The 20,210-nt window shown below is 34.2% G+C and carries 20 protein-coding genes; 4 read left to right on the forward strand and 16 right to left on the reverse strand.

Going from position 1 to position 20,210, the window contains the following annotated elements:
* Window positions 1-100: 100 nt before the first annotated feature.
* Both dinB and ABXT06_RS16720 read left to right on the forward strand, forming a co-directional pair.
* The gene (dinB, locus tag ABXT06_RS16715) at window positions 101-1,183 is read left to right on the forward strand and encodes a DNA polymerase IV (RefSeq protein ID WP_354591749.1); all 1,083 of its coding nucleotides are present in this window, start codon (window positions 101-103) and stop codon (window positions 1,181-1,183) included.
* A 103-nt stretch (window positions 1,184-1,286) separates the two neighbouring features.
* Window positions 1,287-1,787, forward strand: coding sequence for a PAS domain-containing protein (locus tag ABXT06_RS16720; RefSeq protein ID WP_354591750.1), 501 nt, complete (start codon window positions 1,287-1,289; stop codon window positions 1,785-1,787).
* A 121-nt stretch (window positions 1,788-1,908) separates the two neighbouring features.
* Here ABXT06_RS16720 and ABXT06_RS16725 read toward each other — a convergent pair whose 3' ends face one another.
* From ABXT06_RS16725 to ABXT06_RS16780, 12 genes are all read right to left on the reverse strand, one after another.
* Window positions 1,909-3,513: a fumarate hydratase gene (locus ABXT06_RS16725; protein WP_354591751.1), complete on the reverse strand. Its 1,605-nt coding sequence runs from the start codon at window positions 3,511-3,513 to the stop codon at window positions 1,909-1,911.
* An 81-nt stretch (window positions 3,514-3,594) separates the two neighbouring features.
* On the reverse strand, window positions 3,595-4,335 hold the full coding sequence (locus tag ABXT06_RS16730) for a hypothetical protein (protein ID WP_354591752.1): 741 nt from the start codon (window positions 4,333-4,335) through the stop codon (window positions 3,595-3,597).
* Between the two features lie 19 nt (window positions 4,336-4,354).
* Window positions 4,355-5,014 (reverse strand): hypothetical protein, encoded by a 660-nt coding sequence (locus ABXT06_RS16735; RefSeq protein WP_354591753.1) that lies wholly within the window; start codon window positions 5,012-5,014, stop codon window positions 4,355-4,357.
* Window positions 5,015-5,227: 213 nt separating this feature from the next.
* The gene (locus tag ABXT06_RS16740; RefSeq protein WP_354591754.1) at window positions 5,228-6,667 is read right to left on the reverse strand and encodes a spore maturation protein; all 1,440 of its coding nucleotides are present in this window, start codon (window positions 6,665-6,667) and stop codon (window positions 5,228-5,230) included.
* A 108-nt stretch (window positions 6,668-6,775) separates the two neighbouring features.
* Complete coding sequence (locus ABXT06_RS16745) at window positions 6,776-7,849, reverse strand: winged helix DNA-binding domain-containing protein (RefSeq protein WP_354591755.1); 1,074 nt, start codon at window positions 7,847-7,849, stop codon at window positions 6,776-6,778.
* Between the two features lie 68 nt (window positions 7,850-7,917).
* Window positions 7,918-8,631 (reverse strand): 3'-5' exonuclease, encoded by a 714-nt coding sequence (locus tag ABXT06_RS16750; protein WP_354591756.1) that lies wholly within the window; start codon window positions 8,629-8,631, stop codon window positions 7,918-7,920.
* 123 nt (window positions 8,632-8,754) lie between these two features.
* Window positions 8,755-9,231, reverse strand: a complete 477-nt coding sequence (locus ABXT06_RS16755) for a methylated-DNA--[protein]-cysteine S-methyltransferase (protein ID WP_354591757.1) — start codon at window positions 9,229-9,231, stop codon at window positions 8,755-8,757.
* Window positions 9,232-9,315: 84 nt separating this feature from the next.
* Window positions 9,316-11,196: a DUF2207 domain-containing protein gene (locus tag ABXT06_RS16760; RefSeq protein WP_354591758.1), complete on the reverse strand. Its 1,881-nt coding sequence runs from the start codon at window positions 11,194-11,196 to the stop codon at window positions 9,316-9,318.
* 73 nt (window positions 11,197-11,269) lie between these two features.
* Window positions 11,270-11,845 (reverse strand): hypothetical protein, encoded by a 576-nt coding sequence (locus ABXT06_RS16765; protein ID WP_354591759.1) that lies wholly within the window; start codon window positions 11,843-11,845, stop codon window positions 11,270-11,272.
* A gap of 125 nt (window positions 11,846-11,970) precedes the next feature.
* Window positions 11,971-12,786: an SDR family oxidoreductase gene (locus ABXT06_RS16770; RefSeq protein ID WP_354591760.1), complete on the reverse strand. Its 816-nt coding sequence runs from the start codon at window positions 12,784-12,786 to the stop codon at window positions 11,971-11,973.
* 114 nt (window positions 12,787-12,900) lie between these two features.
* Window positions 12,901-13,350 (reverse strand): GNAT family N-acetyltransferase, encoded by a 450-nt coding sequence (locus ABXT06_RS16775; RefSeq protein ID WP_354591761.1) that lies wholly within the window; start codon window positions 13,348-13,350, stop codon window positions 12,901-12,903.
* Window positions 13,335-14,237 carry a LysR family transcriptional regulator gene (locus tag ABXT06_RS16780; protein WP_354591762.1) on the reverse strand — a complete coding sequence of 301 codons (903 nt, stop codon included), beginning with the start codon at window positions 14,235-14,237 and terminating at the stop codon, window positions 13,335-13,337. The genes ABXT06_RS16775 and ABXT06_RS16780 overlap by 16 nt, the downstream gene beginning before the upstream one ends.
* A 50-nt stretch (window positions 14,238-14,287) precedes the next feature.
* On the opposite strand from ABXT06_RS16780, the gene ABXT06_RS16785 reads away from it, so the two are divergent.
* Complete coding sequence (locus ABXT06_RS16785; RefSeq protein WP_354591763.1) at window positions 14,288-14,782, forward strand: rhodanese-like domain-containing protein; 495 nt, start codon at window positions 14,288-14,290, stop codon at window positions 14,780-14,782.
* 133 nt (window positions 14,783-14,915) lie between these two features.
* Here the strand turns inward: ABXT06_RS16785 and ABXT06_RS16790 are convergent, their stop codons facing one another.
* Genes ABXT06_RS16790 through ABXT06_RS16805 form a run of 4 tightly spaced genes read right to left on the reverse strand, consistent with a single transcriptional unit; the run spans window position 14,916 to window position 19,639 of the window.
* A complete protein-coding gene (locus ABXT06_RS16790) occupies window positions 14,916-15,335 on the reverse strand; it encodes an SRPBCC family protein (protein ID WP_354591764.1) in 420 nt (139 codons plus the stop codon).
* A 21-nt stretch (window positions 15,336-15,356) separates the two neighbouring features.
* Window positions 15,357-17,750, reverse strand: coding sequence for a M28 family peptidase (locus ABXT06_RS16795; protein ID WP_354591765.1), 2,394 nt, complete (start codon window positions 17,748-17,750; stop codon window positions 15,357-15,359).
* Between the two features lie 15 nt (window positions 17,751-17,765).
* Entirely contained in the window at window positions 17,766-18,113 is a 348-nt protein-coding gene (locus tag ABXT06_RS16800) for a hypothetical protein (protein WP_008465546.1), read from the reverse strand.
* Complete coding sequence (locus ABXT06_RS16805) at window positions 18,110-19,639, reverse strand: GNAT family N-acetyltransferase (protein ID WP_354591766.1); 1,530 nt, start codon at window positions 19,637-19,639, stop codon at window positions 18,110-18,112. The genes ABXT06_RS16800 and ABXT06_RS16805 overlap by 4 nt, the downstream gene beginning before the upstream one ends.
* A 178-nt stretch (window positions 19,640-19,817) precedes the next feature.
* Here ABXT06_RS16805 and ABXT06_RS16810 point away from each other — a divergent pair, with 178 nt between their 5' ends.
* Window positions 19,818-20,150, forward strand: a complete 333-nt coding sequence (locus tag ABXT06_RS16810) for a single-stranded DNA-binding protein (protein WP_201999320.1) — start codon at window positions 19,818-19,820, stop codon at window positions 20,148-20,150.
* Window positions 20,151-20,210: the final 60 nt, after the last annotated feature.

The raw sequence follows: 20,210 nt of genomic DNA on the forward strand, positions 1-20,210 counted from the left end.
AATTGGTTTGGACTCATCGAATTCACATTCTTTAAAAATTGATATGATTTATAACTATTTACAGCGTTTTTTTATTGTTTTTCCTTTTTAAATTTGCAATATGTCTGAAACACCAACATATCGTAAAATAATTCACATTGATATGGATGCTTTTTATGCATCGGTAGAGCAGATGGACAACCCAGAGCTAAGAGGAAAACCAGTTGCGGTTGGAGGTTCAGAGAATCGAGGTGTGGTTTCGGCGGCAAGTTACGAAGCTAGGAAGTTTGGTGTCAGAAGCGCTCTTAGCGGAACTTTGGCAAAAAAATACTGTCCAGAAATTATCTTTGTGAGACCAAGATTTGACCGATACAAAGAGATTTCATCCAAAATTCATAAGATTTTTCATGAATATACCGATTTGGTCGAGCCTCTTTCGCTTGACGAAGCTTATTTGGATGTAACTAAAAATAAAAAAGGAAATCCGAGCGCAAGTCTTTTGGCTCAAGAAATTAGGACAAGAATTTTTAATGAAGTAGGACTAACAGCTTCAGCAGGCATTTCAGTAAATAAATTTGTTGCCAAAATTGCGAGTGATTATAACAAACCAAACGGACAAAAAACAGTTAATCCTGACGAAGTGGAAGTTTTTCTAGAAGATTTACCCATTCGCAAATTTTATGGAGTCGGAAAAGTGACGACGGAAAAAATGTATCAGCTCGGAATTTTCACAGGAACCGATTTGAAAAGTAAATCTTTGGAATTTCTAGAAAAGCACTTCGGAAAATCTGGTGCGTTTTATTATCATGTCGTGAGAGGTATTCACAATAGTGAAGTAAAATCTTCTCGAATTGCTAAATCTGTAGCAGCAGAACACACTTTTGACGTGAATTTGTCTTCCGAAATTTTTATGATGGAACAATTGGAGCGAATTGCGGTTTCGTTAGAAAAACGCTTAAAGAGGCATAATGTTTCAGGAAAAACAATTACACTTAAAATCAAATACAGCGATTTTTCGCAACAGACAAGAAGTAAAACCCTGCCGTATTTTATTTCTGATAAAAGTTTGATTATGGAGAATGTTGAAGAACTCCTGTATCAGGAAAAAATGAAAGATTCGGTAAGGCTGCTCGGAATTTCATTAAGCAATTTGAATACAGAAGTAAAGAAAGCCGTTGTGGTACAGTTAAAGTTTACATTTTGATAACTTTTTTTAATCGTATATTAAGACTTCTAGTTTTTAATAACAAGATTTTTCCTGTATCTTTGAGAAAAAAGATCTATCAACATCCTGAATTATTTTTGATATGAAAAATAAAAATTCTGATGATTCACTGCAACGAAATTCTGTCCCAATTCTATCTTGGGATTTTCATTATGAATATCTAAATGAGTTAAAAGGACTAAGCGCTGATTTGAAAAGAATGAGCAAAATTTCAGATGAATTTATCTGGGATGAAAAAAAGCTCAATATTCAGGAAAGAATCAAAAATGAAGTGGTTTTAGTCACAGATTTAGATTTGAGAATAGTTTTCGCGTCAAGCGGAATAAAAAAAATGACGGGGTATAAAGAGGAGGAAGTTTTGGGGAAAACTCCAAAAATGTTTCAAGGCCCAGCTACTTCCCAAAAAGATTTAAAAGAAATTAGAGAAGCAGTAAAAAAGCAAATTCCTTTTGCAAAAACACTAGAAAATTATAGAAAAAATGGGCAGACTTATAAATGTAAAATAGATGCTTCGCCAGTTTATAACTTGAAAGGCGAAATATCGCATTTTATAGCTTTCGAAAAACAAGATTTAAGTGCTTAGTTTGCCACAAAGTCATTAAGACGCTAAGATTTTTTTTGGAAGAAGGGAAAAAGAAAGCCACCAATAGGTGGCTTTTATTATAAAAAACTTTGTGACTTAGTGTCTTTGTGGCAAAACACTTTTATAAGTTAGCAAAAAAGTCATTTCCTTTATCGTCGGTAATAATAAACGCAGGGAAGTCTTTAACTGTGATTTTACGAACAGCTTCCATTCCTAATTCTTCGAAATCAACAACTTCAACTTTTAAGATGTTATCTTGAGCCAGAATAGCAGCAGGACCTCCAATAGAACCTAAGTAGAATCCACCATATTTGTTGCAGGCATCCGTAACTTGTTTAGTACGGTTTCCTTTTGCAAGCATAATCATGCTTCCTCCATTTTTCTGGAATTCATCTACATAAACGTCCATACGACCAGCAGTTGTTGGTCCGAAACTTCCTGAAGCCATTCCGTCTGGAGTTTTTGCTGGGCCAGCGTAATATACTGGATGATTTTTGAAATAGTCAGGCATTGGTTTTCCAGCGTCTAACAATTCTTTGATTTTTGCGTGAGCAATATCTCGAGCAACAATTACAGTTCCGTTTAGTTTTAAACGTGTTTTAACTGGATATTGAGATAATTTAGCCAAAATCTCTGCCATTGGCTGATCTAAATTAATTTCTACAGGAGCTTCTAAATGCGGAGCTGTTTCTGGTAAAAATTGTTTTGGATTTACTTCTAATTGCTCAACGAAAATTCCATCTTTTGTAATTTTTCCTTTAATATTTCTGTCTGCAGAACAAGAAACTCCTAATCCGACTGGACAAGAAGCTGCGTGACGAGGCAAACGGATTACACGTACATCATGAGTGAAATATTTTCCACCAAATTGCGCTCCAATAGCACTTTCCTGACAGATTTTTTGAACTCTTTCTTCCCATTCGTGATCACGGAAAGCTTGACCCGCCATGTTTCCTGTAGTTGGAAGATTATCGTAATATCCAGCAGAAGCTTTTTTAACAGCGCTTAAGTTTGCTTCGGCAGAAGTTCCACCAATCACTAAAGCTAAGTGGTATGGGGGACAAGCCGAAGTTCCTAAATCTTTGATTTTTGTTCGAATGAATTCGTCTAATGATTTTTCATTCAATAAAGATTTTGTCTGCTGGTACAAGTATGTTTTGTTTGCAGATCCTCCACCTTTTGCCATAAACAAAAAGTCGTAAGAAGTTCCTTTTTTAGCATAAATATCAATTTGTGCCGGAAGATTTGATCCTGAATTTTTCTCTTCAAACATCGAAATCGGAACAATCTGAGAATAACGTAAGTTTCTTTTTTGATAGGTATTGAAAATACCACGGCTTAACCATTCTGCATCATCAACGCCAGTAAAAATGCTTTCGCCTTTTTTAGCCATTACAATAGCAGTTCCAGTATCTTGACAGCTTGGCAACTGACCTTCGGCCGCAACAGATGCGTTTTGAAGCAAATTGTAAGCAACAAAACGGTCATTGTCTGTTGCTTCTGGATCGTCTAGAATTTTTCTCAATTTTTGTAAATGAGAAGTTCTCAACATAAACGAAACATCGGTCAAAGCTTCTTCAGCCAATAATTCCAAACCTTTTGGATCAACGGTCAAAACTTCACGTTCTCCAAATTTTTCAACTTTTACAAAATCAGAAGTGATTTTGCGGTACTGCGTATCATCCTTTAAGATCGGATAAGGATCTTGGTATATAAAATCAATCATTAGTCTTGTTTTTTTACAAATTTAGAAATTATTTACCTAAGAAAGAATTTGAATAAGAACTCTTGAGCAGTTTTATGATTTTTATTCGACGCTATTGAATTGATCAAACGTCATCTTTTTTTCAAAGTAAGGTTTGTCTTTGGCAGAAAGCAAGACTTTTTTCCATTTGCTGTCTTTTAGCTCAAAAGATATTGAGTCTGAGTGAGTAAGTATTCCCATGTCTACGTTCTCATCTTCGTCTGCAGGTACAAACGCAACAGTTTTGCAATAAAAGGATTTTGGGTCAGAACTGGTAGAAGGGTTTTCAATTTCTACCCAGCTTCCCCAGCCGCTATCAGTCATTGTACTCCATTGGTGCACTAATTGTAATGTGCTGTTTTTTAGGTAATACAGATAGTGGTCATGAGAATAACCGCATGCAGGATATCCAAGTGAGATTTGTATAAATGGAGAATTTTTTGAACTTTCAGATGTCAATCCGTACGAAGCCATCCATTCTGATCCTTTTTGAAAACCTTTGATAGCTATTTTTGAAGATGTAGTTTTATTTTTATTCTGATAAAAATCCAATCGATATTTTACTGTAACAATACTGTCTTTGTCTGCCTGCTGATCTACTAAATGCGCCAAGATATAATCTGTAGAAGATTCTGTTCCGTCAGTATAAATAGATACAGTATCAGTTTTAATGATTTTTTCATCGTTTGTAACCTCCAATGTTTCTTGCGGTTCTATGATTTCTGCAATTGGGGCTGCATCTGTCGGTTTTGTTTTTTGGCATCCTATTAAAACAAGCAGGAAGAAAAGAGTGTGGATTTTCATAATTATAATTCAAATGATTTTATTCAACAGATAAAACTAAAAGTTTCTTTTTTTGATAAAGTTCTGCCAATGAGATTTTTTCTCCGTTAAGATAAAAAAGCTGGTCTTCGTATTTCACTTCATAAGGATCAATCAAAAAGCAATAATTATCCCTGTCATTTAAAACACTAAGGTTGTCATGATTCAATTCTACTATTTCAACATAGTTTATAACATTGAGTTTGTAGGCTTCTTCTAAAGTAACAGGAGTGGTTTCATCATATCTGAAAAAGAATTTTTCACCACCTCCAGGCATTCCAAACCACGGCATCGCTTTTCCTGAAACTAGTGAAATATAATCAGGCACTTCATTGATAATAAATAATTTCTGTTCCATGGTTTCAAAAAACTCTGGAAGCGATTTGTTTTCAAAAGCTTCTTTCTCTCTCCAAAAGTATAATCCTTGATTTTGCCAAGAAGGATCCTGAGGATTTTTTGTCGTTGTGGAATCAGAATAGTGCATAAATAACTCGCGAGGCATAAAGGCAAGAAGCGAATCATTAATTAGCCAGTCGATTTTGTTGGTGTCGAATTTATTTTGTGCTGCTACAGGCTTTTCTGTAGGTTTTGGCTCTTCAACGCATTCGATTTTTTCGGAACTCTTAGGCTCCTTTTTTTTATTTAAAAACCATTTAAACATATTTGGGGGAATATTTAATTGTTTTATTTATGTTAGAAGGCTAAAGTATAAAATTATAAGAGGTTTTTTATAAAAAATGAAAAAATAATGTAGGATAATGCATCTAATCCATAGAGGCTACTTATATAAAAACTTTAAAACAACAATCATTATTTGTTGTTTTAAAGATATTTACGAAAAATAAGAAGCAATTATTTTGATGCTTTGTTTGTCTTAGAAAAACCAAGTTGCCACAAAAATTGCTGTAATTACGCAGACTAAATCAACTAAAAGCATTGTACCTAAAGCATAGCGAGTGTTTTTGATATTTACAGAACCAAAATAAACGGCAATTACATAAAAAGTGCTTTCGGCACTGCATTGGAAAATACTGCTCAATCTAGCGGTCAGAGAATCAGCCCCAAATGTATTCATAGAATCAATTAAGAAACCTCTTGAACCTGCAGAACTAAACGGACGCAACATGGCTACAGGCAACGCATTTGTAATTTCTTTACTAACGCCCATATTTGAAAAAACAAACCCGATTGCATCGCTGATGATTTCAAATAAACCGCTGTTTCTAAAAAGAGAAATTGCAACTAACATTCCTAAAACGTATGGAAAAATCGTAACTCCCGTTTTAACTCCGTTATTAGCGCCTACTACAAAAGTGTCAAAAACAGTTGTATCTGCGTCTTTAAACTTTTTCTCATGTCTGAATGAAAAAATAAGCGTAAAAACAATAATCGCCAATAATATTAATCCAGAAAGATTAGAAGTAAAGTAGTTTTTGCCAATTAAATCCAAATGATTTACATACATCAATAAACCAACAATTGCAGCAATTAGTCCCATTAAACCAATTAAAAGCGAAGCACTTTTGAAATTGATTTTCTGTTTTACTCCCACAATTAAGAAAGCTGCAATAGTTCCGATAAACGATGTAATGATACATGGCAGCATTACATCGGCAGGATTGCTGGCATTTGCAGCAGCGCGATAACCGATAATGGAAGTTGCAATTAACGTTAATCCAGAAGCATGGAGACACATAAACATGATTTGAGCATCACTGGCTTTGTCTTTTTCGGGATTTATTTCCTGTAAACTTTCCATTGCTTTCAGTCCAAACGGTGTTGCAGCCGAGTCTAATCCCAAGAAATTGGCAGCAAAGTTCAAGGTCATATAAGAAATCGAAGGGTGGTTTTTAGGAATACTTGGAAACACTTTCACAAATACTGGACTCAAAGCTTTTGCCAGGTTTCCAGAAGCTCCGGAAACAATTAGAAGTTCCATTAGTCCGCAGAAAAAAGCTAAATAGGCAATAAGTGGTAAAATTAAATCGACTAAAGTGCTTTTACAAGTTGGCAGTAATCCGTCTGATTTTTGAAGACCGCTGTAAATTTTTACCGTTTTGTTTTTGTAAACATAAGTCGTGTCGGCGTTTAGCGTATCACGATTGATAATCATGGTTTGGTCTGGCGCTTTTTTAATGCTGTCTTTGATGAAAGCAGGAAGTTCTTCAACGTATTTTTCCGAAACTAAAACAGGATCGTCTTTTTTTCCATTCAAAACAGAATCAATGGTATAAGTATTGGCAGTAAATAAACTGACTACAATAAAAAGAATCGAAGAAATAAAAATAACTAACCAAAATCTGCTCAATACCATAATTACATTTTTTTGTAAATGTAATTATTTAGCAATAAAATGCATAAATATTTTATGTAATGAAAAGGGAATTTGAGTTTTGATGTAGCCCAATGAATTGAAATAGAATTATTCAATCATAACTTTAGTTTCTAAATAGGTTTCAAAAGCTTTAATTCCTTCAAAAAGAATTTCCTTTTTTGAATTTTCAGTTTCATTAAAAAATTCCGTTTCAATTTTTACATGATCTTTTTTAATGGTTCGTTTCCAGATTCCGATTACTTTTCCGTTTTCTAAAATGATCGGTTTAAAAATGCCATTATTGGTAAAAGTTTTGGATTGATGATCTCCAGAAAACGAAGCTTCGCGCGTTTTATATGAAATTAAAATTTCGTCGAACGCAGGAAGAAAATGTACGCTTTCGCGAAAGTTATCCTCTAAAGAACGATTTTTAGCAAACCAATAAGTCTGATTATCAATAGCAATAGAATTTAATTGCAACTCAATTGCGTTAATTGCTTTTTGGCAAATTGTTGACGCAAAACCAGACCACCAAGAAAAATCTAGTAAAGTTGCCGGACCGTGACTTTCAAAATAGCGCTGAGCGAGTTTTGCCACTCCTTCTTCTTTAGTCAATTTGGTTTTTGGCTTTATAACTCTTTCTTCAAGCAAAGCATAAGTAATTTGTTTGCCTTTCATTCTTCCGTTGCAAACTAAACCTTCCAATTCTGCATTCATCATAATGGCGGCGCCTAGAAAATCTTCTTTGGATGTCTTTTTGATGTTAAGCTCTTGCATAATTTCATCGCGAGTCAAATGATTGTTTCTAGATAATAGTTTTTCAATGGTATTATTGATCTGAATGAGTTTTTTTTCATCAACACCAAATTTTTTAGCACCAGAAATAGCAAGTCTTCTTATTTGTGGAGCTGAAATATCGAGCATCCAATAAATATCATCAGCGGAAACAAAATGCCAGGTTGGACGCAGAATATGAGTTCTGATAATTTTTCCCGAATTAACCGCTTCTTCGATTTCTTTTTCGCTGGAATTGCAACGCGAACCAATTGCCCATTTTGCCATGGCATAATCTTGCGCCTGCATGGCACCAAAATGATGTACAATTTCCTGAGGAGAAGATTGATTTTCCTGATAAAGCTTCTGAGAAGCCATACGATAATGTGAAATTTCAGAATGAATCATTTAAAAAAATTAAAGATTATAAGTTAACACCTTTGTCCCTTTGCAACTTTGACTCTTTGTACCTCAAGTTACACATGAATTATTTCGTCATCAATTAGCAAATCTTCACGACGTAAACGCAAGAAAATCTGAGCTACAGCAATGGTGTCTTTTTCGCAATAGGTAATAATTCGGTCAATATCTTTTTCGACATAATAGACATGAGCAACCTGACTTCCGTCGATGTCTCCTTTTGGAGAAGGAACTCCCAAGATTTTAGTCAATAGTTTTAAAGAAGTATAATGCTTGTAATCGCCAAACTTCCATAACTCTAATGTATCTAAATGCGGAATTTCCCAAGGTTTTTTTCCAAATAAATTCAGTTTATCTGGAATAGGCATTTGGTTGATAATCATTCTTCTCGCTATAAACGGAATATCAAATTCTTTCGAATTATGTCCGCACAGCAAGTGCTGAGGCTGATTAAAATGATTGTTGATCAGATTGGAAAAGTCTTTTAGGATTTTCTTTTCTTCACCAAAGAATGAAGTCACTCGAAAATTGCGAACATCTCCTTTGATGGTAAAAAAACCAACAGAAATACAGATAATCTTTCCGAACTCTGCCCAAATTCCCGCGCGCTCGTAAAATTCTTCTGGAGAGAATTCGTCTTTTCTTTGATATTGCGTTTTCAAATCCCAAAGCGATTGCATCTCCGCGTCAAGCGAATTAAAATTCTCTTCTTCAGGAACGGTTTCTATATCTAGAAAGAGAATGTTGTTGAGATTAATTTTTTCAATCATATTTTACTTGCCACGAATTCACGAATTGATTTAATTTTTTATTTGATATAAATGTACACAAATTTAAATTTTTAATCTATCGCAAATAAAAAATGAATGAATTATCCTTCTTTTTGGTGAGATTTAGAACAAGCTTTGCTGTGCAGACGGACTTTCATGTTCCAAAAGCCATTTTTTGCGAGACAAGCCGCCAGCGTAACCTGTTAAAGACCCGTTTGTGCCAATAACGCGATGACAAGGAACTACAATCCAAAGCGGATTTTTGCCATTTGCCGAAGCTACAGCACGAATTGCTTTTACATCTCCCAACTTTTTAGTTTGATCCATGTAACTTACCGTTTTTCCATATGGAATTTCCAATAGTGATTTCCAGACTTTCTGTTGAAATTCGGTTCCTTGCGGATTCAGTTTTAAGTCAAAATCGGTTCTTTTACCTTCAAAATATTCATTTAACTGAGAGACGGCATTTTGTAAAACTTCTGGAATCTCCTTAGAAATTTCATTCGTGCCAACATCAGAAACAGAAATTACGGCAATACCATTTTCATCTCCAATTATTTTGGTGATTCCTAAAGGCGAATTAATGTAAACTGTTTCCATAATTTTTGTGTTACTACAAAGATAGGAAGGTTTCGCGCTCCCGATAGTTATTGGGAGCGAAGTTTTTTTAACAATGAAAGCGATTTACCAGCCACCGCCGCCTCCGCCACCGCCACCACCTCCAGAGCTTCCTCCGCCAGAACTTCCACTGCTGGAACTGCTAGAAAATGAATCGTAAGAAGAGCTAAAATGGGTAACTGATCTTAATGTAAATTGTGAAGAGCTGCTGCCAGTTGTTTTGATCCAGTTATTTTTATAATTCAGCTTTTCTAAAATAGCTGTAAATTTTGAATTCCACTCTTCTTCAATTCCCAATGCAAAGGCGTACGATAGATTTTCCTCGTAAATTGAAATGGTCTGGTCATTTTCTTCTGGTTTAAAATCAAGCAGTTCTTTTTTCCATCTTTCGATTTCAAATTGGATCTCGGCGCCTAATTTTGTATACCTGCCAATTATGCTTAAATACAAGCTAAATCCTGCAATTATTAAGAACAGTACAATCAAATTTAAGACGGAGTAGCTTTTGTCTAAGTTGACTGCAGCGAATAATCCATAGCAAAAACCACCCGTAAAAATGGAGAAGAGAATACACAGTAAAGCCATTCCAAAATCTTTTGTGAAAGATTGAATGATTACTTTAGCAAGTAATGCCGTAATTATAAGAAGGACAAAACCAAATATAACAGCCCAAAAGATAGTTCCTTTATCAATGTAACAATAACTCATTAAAGCAGAGATTGTAATGACAAAACCTATTAGAATTTGTTTGGAGTTACTTAAAAAATAATCGGCTAAGTTATATTGCTTTTCTAATTTTTTTTCAAGCGCTTCTTTTGCTTTGTCGAAAATCAAATACGTTTCTTTGTCAAGCTCAAATGAATCGTTTTCTTTAAATAAGGCTTCTAAAACTGCGGTTTCTTCCTGAGATAAACCAAACGTTTCTTTTCCTTTTTTAAGTGAATATTTAAAATCATCGGCCCAAACTTTTTTCCCATTGTCAAAAATTTCGAGAGCACCTTTTATAGAAAGATTGATTATTGTGATTAGTAGCGTTTTCGAATCAACGCCTTTGTCTTTTATGTATTGTAGAGTTGTTGCAGAATAAAGGCTTTTTAAATCTATTTTCTTGGTTTTATCCAATAAAGGATCTTCTCCATGACGTTTCCAAGAAAAATAGTAAAAAGCAAAACAAAAAACGACGAAAGCTAGAGCAAGTAATACTTTGTTTGGAGATAAAAATTCATCCATTTTATAATGCGGACGAAAAAAAGGCTGATGAACAAACCCTTTAGGAAAACCAGCCGCGACGGTAAAACCTTCTCCTTTTTTTAGATTTTTAGAAGTAAAATAAATCGAATTGCCTATAATTTTCGAATTGCAATCGTGTGCTTTTGAACCTAAAATACCTGTATAGCAAGCAGTCTGAAATGCTTTTGCAGATTTTGGTAAAGTTATTTTTGCGGTGACATTTTCAATATCAAACTCCCAATAATTTCCTGTAACATTCCAGTAAACTTCATCAAAATCGCTATAAGAATGTATTTGCGCTTCAATTTCATACGTTAATTTATAAGTGTAAGTTCCTTCTGGCAGATATATTTCTTCATCTCCAATGTAGATTCCAAATCTTTCGGCGTCTATATCTAAGTGATACGGTTCTTCCAAATTACCTCTGTATACGCTTAGAATTTTATAGAAATTGGTTTTAGAAACTTTCGGCGAATTGCTTTCCATCGGAAGCGCTCTATAAATTCCATGATTTATGAATAGTTCAGCAGCATAAACAGTAATGTTTTCTGTAACAATAAGATTTCCATTTTCTTTAACTCTGATATCAGCGTGAAATTGTTTTATTCTTTCTTCTAGGTTAGGTTGAGCAGTCGAAAGAGAATCAGTCTGAGCAAAACATTGAAAGAGTGAAAACAGTAAAATGCTGATTGAAAATAGAAACCTGAATTTTTTCATCTGGAAAAACAATTATTTTTTATGAAGGAAAAATAGTGTTTTTATTTATTTTTCAGATTAATTTTTTAAAGAATTAGAAAGTCATTAATAGTCCGCAATTTGATTCTTTCGCTTCTTGGTAAATCATAATTAGGTCTTCATATGCATTTATAATTTTTTCATCAAAGTTTTCGGCTTCACAGATATCCGCAAATTCTTCTTTTAGACTTATAAGTTCTCTATGAATATCAGTAATATGTTCAGAATTTACAAATCCAAGTCCCATTTTACCTGGATCTAGTATAAAGTTTTTATAATTTAGTGATTTTCCAAGTATATAATATTCACAGTTATATTTCAAATCGAGGTCGTCGAATAACTCTAATAATGATTCCCATAAAAAGGATAGACCCAACTCTTGATTGGGATTATAGTATTTTGTTATGGCAAAATCTGCAAGTTCTTGAATATCTTCAGTTTCTAACTCTTCATGCCATTCGTTAGTAAGTTTTTGACCTGAATACGGTGATTTTAAATTGTCTAAATTTTCATTTATAAATGAAATGAGTAATGTTTCATTTTCAGTGCCAGCAGCAGTAAGAATAATTTCTGATAATTCTTTTGTGAATACAGATGTGTTAAACAAAAACGATTTGTGTTCCATTGACATAGCGGTTGCTTTAAAATTTTTGCAAAACTATTTTACGGATGAATTTTTAATGGTCCAAAAAAGACATATTTATGTTGTTTTAAGCTTAATAGAACTTGTAATCAATAGGTTTTGATCTTGTTAGGTTAATAGCTTTCTAAAGCGAATTTATAACTTAGATGATTTTCAATCTTTTCGCTTGAGATTACTTTTTGAATGTTTGATTTTTTAGAATTGAATTTCGGTGAAGTCAAATTCATTTCAAGAGCTTTTTGTATATAATATTCCTCTCTTGTTGGATGATAAGGCGCAACGGCATTAAAAACTTCATTCCATTTGGATTGATTTATGATGGCTTCAATAATGTCAATGCAATCATTCTGATGGATTAGATTAACAGGAGCATCTGGGTTTTCGAGGTTTTCTTTTCCAGCTAAAAATTTAACAGGATGGCGATCTTCGCCAATTAATCCAGCGAAACGAAGAATGGTCGTTTCGAAGTTTTGATTTTCTTGAAGAAGTTTTTCGGCTAAAACTAATTGTTTGCCGCTTTCGGTGTCTGGATTTGGAATGGTTTCTTCTGTTACAAGGCCATTATCATCTCCGTAAACAGAAGTTGAACTTACAAAAAGGACTTTCTTAACAGTTGATTTTTCTATAAACGGAATTAGGTTTTTGATTTTTTCGACAAAAGCTTTCTTCTCAGAACTTGGATCGACTGTTCTCAGTTTTGGCGGAATATCTATAATTAAGATTTCTCTTTCAGCTAAAAAATCAACTATGTTTTCAGAAACACTTTCGCTTTCAACAGTCACTAAAAACGGACTTATTCCCCCATCTTTTAAAATGGGAAGTTTGTTTTCTGAAGTTGTTGATCCGTTTACTGAATTTCCTTTTGCAATTAATGCTTTCGCTAAAGGAAATCCCAGCCAGCCGCAGCCTAGTACGCTTATTTTTGCCATTTTTTTTAAGGTTACTTTAAGTAATAATCTCGCAAAGTCGCAGAGTCGCAAAGAAAATTAAACTTAGCGTCTTGGCGACTTGGCGAGATTAAAAGTCACATAGATACTCTTTCGTTACAAAGTTAACGTAAATCGGACTTTGTCTTTTCCTTTTGCGCCCATTCTGTTGTAGAATTTTATGGCTCTTGTGTTGAATTCGGGTGTTTGCCATTGAATATTTACACAGTTATTTTTTGTTCCGATTTCTTTCAGTTTCTCTATTAATTCTTCACCAATTCCAAAACCTCTTGTTTCTTCTTCTAAAAACAGACAGTCCATGTAGAGAAATGTTTGTGCACTCCAAGTAGAAAAATCAAAAGTATACGATGCGTAACCAACGATAGTTTCTTCAGTGGCAACAACCAAACAGAATAATTTTGGATTCTGAACAAATAAAGCATTCTTTAAACCCTCTTCTTTTCCTTCAGGAGAAAATTCGGCTCTTTCAAATTCGGCGTGTTTTTGAAGTAAAACAAGCAGTTTGGGTAAATCTGTTATTTCGCAATTTCTTATTGAATATCCCATTGTAAGTTGATTTCGTTTTGTAAAAAGCTGATGAAGTGATGAAAATAATCGGGGTAATTTTCATTGGCTCGCGTCGCAATGAAGTGTTTTCTTTTCAAACCACTCTTTCCAATTTTTACTGCTTTAATCGGATTGTTTTTTAAATGTGGCTGCAGTGCCCATTTTGCCATAGACATCACGCCCATATCTGCTTTTACCATTTCCAGAGAAGCTTCAGTTAATGGCATTGGAGTTATTTTCTTCGGATTTACTTTGGCTGGAGCCAAAAGAAACTGATGAATGGTAACGGTTTCCAACGGAAGGGAATGGATAATCAGATGTTCATTGATAAAATCTTCGGCAATCACATATTTTTTGTCTGCCCAAGCATGATTTTCGGAAACCACCATTACCATTTCGTCCTGAAAAAGTTCGGTGTATTTTATATGATTGTCTTTAATGGTATCGCTTACAATGGCAATATCTATGGTATTCTCTAATAATTTCTGCAGCGGAATATGTGTTGCTTCGGCTACTATTTTTAATTCTACATTGGGATATAAGAGATGAAATTGTTTTAAAACCGATGGAAGCCAGTGATAACTCGAGAAACATTCGGTACTTATCCTGATTTCACCAGATTCGCCAAAAACCATTTGTTTAATCTGAGTTTCGGTTTCAGCAAGTTTATTAAGGATTTCATTGGCCACATTATAAACTTTTTCGCCTGCTTTTGTGAGAACCAATTTTTTATTGACTCTCAAAAAAATAGCAGTTCCTAATTGATATTCTGCTTCTTTGAGCTGATGACTTAAAGCCGATTGCGTTAAATGAAGTTTGTCGATGGCTTTCGTGATGCTTCCTTCTTCTACGATTGCTTTTATCAATTTTAGGTGGCGTATTTCCATTTTTTGATGAATTAATACACAAAGAAACAAAATTTTAGACTGGCTTTTGTATGAAAAAAAGTAATGCTTTTGATGAATTCTTTTCGTTTTTATGTCATGAAATCATCTTCTACTTTTGGAAAACAAAATCAATAAAAACACAATTAAAAATGGAAGCACAAATTAAATATTACGAAAACAAATTAGCTTATGAAATGGATCCTTCAGATTTATTTGAAGCTTTAAATGATGGAGAAAAAATTATTGTAATCGATGCTAGAAGAGCTTTTGGCTACGATGAAGAGCATATTCCGAATGCCATAAATATTCCGCATCGCGAAATGAATGCAGAAACCACAAAACATTTAGATAAAGAAGTTTTATATGTAACGTATTGCACCGGAATTGGCTGTAACGCTTCTACAAAAGGAGCTTTGAATATGACAAAACTCGGATTTAAAGTTAAAGAATTGATTGGCGGTTTAGAATGGTGGAAGATTGACGGATATGCAACCGAAGGCACAAAAGGCGAAAAACAAGGATTGAAAATTGAATGCGCTTGCTAATTTTTTGGTGCAAAGGTTGAAAGAAGCATAGGCTCAAAGGTTTCTCAACATATCTAAAAAGCAAAAAGCACTATAAAATAGTGCTCTTTTTAATCTTTGTACCTCTGTACCTTTGCTTCTTTGAACCTAGATTTTAAGATTCTATTACAGCTTTTAATGCCTGCAAAATTGGGTTTTCTTCTCCTTGAGGCTTTTCCTGAATTGCTCTAGGACGATTGTCTTCTTGAATTATTTCGAGTTTTGTTTTTTGATCTTCTTCAGTCAAAACATAACTCATTATGAAATAATTCTCAGGTTTATCTTCTAATCCGGGTCTTGGGAAAAACAAAGAATATTTAATTTTCTGGTTTGGAACAACTTCTAAAACGGTTCCCCATTGCTCAAAAACTTGACCTTCCCATTCATTTCTAAATCGTATTTCATTGCCGATTTTCCAATCAGTAATCAAATCGCTTCCATATTGCCACTGTTTGACTAATTCTGGTTTTGTCAATACATTCCAGGTTTTTTCTGCTGGAGCATTCAAAAATATTGTCGAAACATTTGTTGCCATAGCATTTGTTTTTAGCTTTTATTAAGGTTGTGACTCTGTAACGGGCTTGATAGTGTCTTTTGGAACAGCCAAACTATCTACGGGAACAACAGGCTCAATTGGTTTTACTGGTGGTGTATATCGTTTGATTTTCTGTTGAATCATAACAGCATCATTCAATACAAACGGCGTTGGCATCATCCAATTTTCTCTTGGCTTAACATTTAATAGCGGATTGCTCATTAAATCGAACGAACTTTCAATTAAATCCATATCAAAGACAGCCGATTTGTTGATGTAGAATTCCATTTCAAGCGGCTCGTTGCCTACAACATAGTAACATAATATTTTTGATCCTTCACGTTCAAGACGATTGGTTTTTTCTCTTGAAGTAGCAACTCCATTTGCCTTAAAGTTGTAAAAAGTCATTTTTGGATTGGCAAAGATGTCGTAACGATTTACTTTTCTGTTTGGAGTAATTTTAATTTTCAAATATCTATTGTTTCCGATAACGCTGTCTCTTAAAAACTGAATTGTTGGTTTTGGCACATCAACAACTGGAGCAATAGCACTGTAAGTAAATGTTGTATTGTATTTGCTCGTTAGCGGTAGCGTATTTAATCCAACTGCTTTTTGATTTTTCTCACCTAAATAAGATTTAGTCCATTCGTCCAAATTAGTATCATAAGTTGTCCAAACAGCAGAATTGTTGTCAGCATTGTAAACATATAATAAGCTGTTTGATTTGGCTTTTCCATATTCGTAGCCTGAATTATATCCTGCATAAACGAAAAATGAAATGGAAGCAATAAAGAAAACCACGATCCAAGCACCCTTTTTAGCAAATGCGCCGAAAATTGGAAGTAACAATCCGAATAATAGAACGGTTAAAATAGCGCTTCCGTATAAGATTTTAAGGCCAAGACCAATTGGAAACATTACGATAAAAGGCGCAACAATTGCCAGAGCTGGAATAGAGAATATTAAATTCATTCCTAAGCTATAATGCTGTGTAAATACAAATATTCCAAATAATAATATTCCGAAATAAACAGGAATAATTAAGAAACCAGCGCCCGTTAAGCTATTAGCTAAAAATGCATTAATGATAATCCAAACCAATAAAGGAGCCACAAAATGATTCATGGTAGTTTTAGCTTCAGAGAAATGATGATAGAAAGCAAAACAAATAGCGATGCTTAACGTAACAAAAGCGCCTATATAAGCATGACCATTATAAGTAAATCCGTTTAGAAGATCAGAGTACTGTGGATAAATTTCGAGAATAAGTTTCCATCCTAAAAATGTAACCAATCCAGCAATTATAATAGATCCTAAAAGCGGAACAAAGCCTTTGAATATTTCTGTGAAAGTGATGATTCTTTTTACTTTTCCAACAAAAATGAATAGAACCAATAATCCAAAAGCAATCAGTGTCATTGGCATTACCCAAGTAAACGGATAGCTAATAAATGTAAACGGAGCGCTGAAATAAACATTATCTTCTGTAGATTCTGTCTGATTCAAATCAATGTTTGTTAAATATTTTAGCAAAGGCATAATGTAAGTGCCTTGATGTGCTAATGTAGTTTTGTTTAAATGCTGAATATCATCTTGCTGCGTGTGATAGTTAAAATGCCCATCGATAAAAGCGAAATTGAATCCTTGAATGTTTCCTTGTTCTCTAAAAACAGTTAAATCGGTATCATTTGGAAGCATTTTGTAAATGCTATACATTAGAGAATTTGAAACAGGATGAGACGGTTTTGCCTTAGTAAATTCCTGAACCAAAGCCTGATTTCCTTTGTTGGTTTCCATTAGCATATAGCTTGGTCCAGAAGTTCCTCTTGCTTCAAAGTTTAAAACCAAACCAACGTCTTTTGCCCAAGGATGTTTATTTACAAATAAAGCAGCACCGTTTAATCCTAATTCTTCTGCATCAGAGAATAATATGATAATATCGTTTTTTTGAGGATGTTTTGAGTATAAAAAGGCGCGAACACCTTCTAAAATTGTTGCGACACCAGAAGCATCATCGCTTGCACCTTTTGAGAAAGAATGCGGTGCACTGTCATAATGAGAAAGAAGTAAAAGCGCTTTTGTATTGTTTGTTCCTTTAATGCGAGCCAAAATATTTTTTGACTTTACCAAAAGACCTTTATCATTTAGAGTAAAACCTTCCTGAACACTCGTTTCTAAGCCAATTCTGTTTAATTCTAGTTTAAGATAATTAGCAACCAGTTCATGATTGGTCGATCCTACATAGTGTGGTTTCTGCGCTATAATTTCAACCTGGTTAAAAGCTCTTTCGGTCGAAAATTCAGCAAGTGCTTCATCGTCCTTAGAGATTCCTTGCGGCATCATCGTGGCATATATAATGCCAAGTAAAGCTAAAACGCAGACTATGGCTAGAATTGAGGTTTGGTTTTTTCTCATGGTAAATAATACTAACTATATTTCTTTTTTAACAAGCATAAAATAATCATTGTCCAAGGAACGATAACCTTGATCATACAAAAAATAATATGTGTTTCCAGTTTTGGTTTGTAAAATGTTTGTAAAGAACTCAAAATCAAAGCCTTTTGTGAGTAATTTGTCTCTAGAAGCTTTGGATTTTCCGTCTACATTTAACTCTGCCAAAATACGGTAATTTTTGCGTAACTTGTTGTTTATATTTCGCATGAAATTCGTGCTATCTTTATTTATTTTGTTATTGTAGGCATTTCGACAACTGTCTGAGCAGAATTTCTTGTCTTCTCGGCCGAAAATTTTGGCAGAACATTCGAGGCATGTTTTCATGAATTCAATTTTTTAATTTCGTAAAGATCTGTTCTACGATCTTTTAACGTTTTAACGCTACCATGTTCGTGCAATTCTTTCAATAAATTTAAATCCACATCAACAATTAGCGTCATTTCTGTATTTGGAGTCGCTTCTGCTTTAATTCCATTACTTGGAAAAGCAAAATCGGATGGTGTAAATACAGAAGACTGCGCATATTGAATATCCATATTGTTTACTTTCGGAAGATTTCCAACGCAACCTGCTATGGCTACATAACATTCATTTTCGATGGCGCGTGCCTGCGAACAATGTTTTACGCGTGTATATCCGTTCTGAGTATCGGTTAGAAATGGAACAAACAAAATATTCATTCCTTCATCTGCCAGAAGTCTAGAAATTTCTGGAAATTCGACATCATAACAGATTAAAATCCCAATTTTTCCGCAATCGGTATCAAAGGTTTTAAACTCCGATCCGCCTTTCATTCCCCAATGTATAACTTCGTTTGGCGTAATATGAATTTTGGTATACATTTCTGAAGTTCCGTCTCTTTTGCATAAGAAACCAACATTATAGAGATTTCCGCTTTCTAAATAAGGCATACTTCCGGTAATAATATTGATGTTGTATGAAATGGCAAATTCCTGAAACTTCTTTCTAATTGGATCAGAATGGCGGGCAAGTTCACGAATGGCTTCTGCTTCAGATAAATGATTATAATCGGCCATTAAAGGCGCAATAAACAATTCTGGGAAGAGGGCAAAATCAGAACCATAACCCGAAACGGCATCAATAAAGAATTCTGCTTGTTCAAAAAGTGCCTCAACATTATTTAGCGGACGCATCTGCCACTGAATTAATCCTAAGCGAATAATGTTTTTCTTCAAATTAATGAGTTTCGGACTATCATCGTAGTAAATATTATTCCATTCCAGTAGAACAGCAAATTCTTTCGATTCTTCATCGCCTTCCAAATAATTCTTGATGACTCTCAAAACGTGAAAATCGTTGCTTAACTGGAAAGAAAGAACCGGATCATATAATTCTTTGGTGCGTACTTTTTCTATATAAGCTTTTGGAGACAGTTTTTTGGCATGTTCTCTATAGTTCGGAATTCTTCCTGCAAATACAATTGCTTTTAAGTTTAGCTGTTCGCAAAGTTCTTTTCTTGCATCGTATAATCGGCGTCCTAAACGTAAGCCTCTATAATTTGGGTGAATAAATACATCTATTCCGTATAAAATTTCCGCATTCGGATTGTGAGTAGAGAAAGTGTAATTTCCACTAATCTGTTGATAGTTATGCCTTTTTTCTACCAGTTTTTCATCAACAATAAGAGATAGGGCAGAGCCAACCACTTTTCCATCAACCAAAATCACCAGCTGTCCTTCTGGAAAAATAGAAAGAAGTCTTTCTATGTCATCAGATCCCCAATATGAATCGGCCATTTCTGGATACGATTCAATCATCGATTTCTTTAATTGTCTATAGTCCTCAATTTCAAGATTTCTTAACTCTACTTTTTTAATTTTTGCCTGCATATCGTAAGATTTATCTCAAATATACAAAAAACAAATTCCATTTACAAACGGTTACAAATAGTTACAGTCGATAGTAAATAGTTAACAACCGACTGTCATCGCTAGGGTTTGCCATCTTTGCAGTGTTGAATTTGATAAACGATTCAATTTAATAGTAACATTTAAAATAGTATATGCCATGAGTGCAATTAGAAACAAAGTTCAGTTAATTGGGAATGTTGGGAATGATCCAGAAATTAAGACATTAGAAAGTGGTAGAAAACTAGCACACCTTACGATCGCAACAAATGAGATTTATAGAAATGATAAAGGCGAAAAAGTAGAACAAACCGAATGGCATCGTATAACAGCTTGGGGAAAAACAGCAGAAATTATAGAAAAGTTTGTTGTAAAAGGAAAAGAAATTGCCGTTGAAGGGAAATTGACACACCGAAGCTACGATGATAAAAACGGAGAAAAACGATATATAACCGAAGTGGTTGTAAATGAAATTTTACTGTTGAGTAAATAACACGTTTGCGAAATAGTTAAACTCGGCAAGTTTTATAACCTGCCGGGTTTGCTTTTTTAT

The organism is Flavobacterium sp. UW10123, assembly GCF_040538975.1.
Classification (GTDB): domain Bacteria; phylum Bacteroidota; class Bacteroidia; order Flavobacteriales; family Flavobacteriaceae; genus Flavobacterium.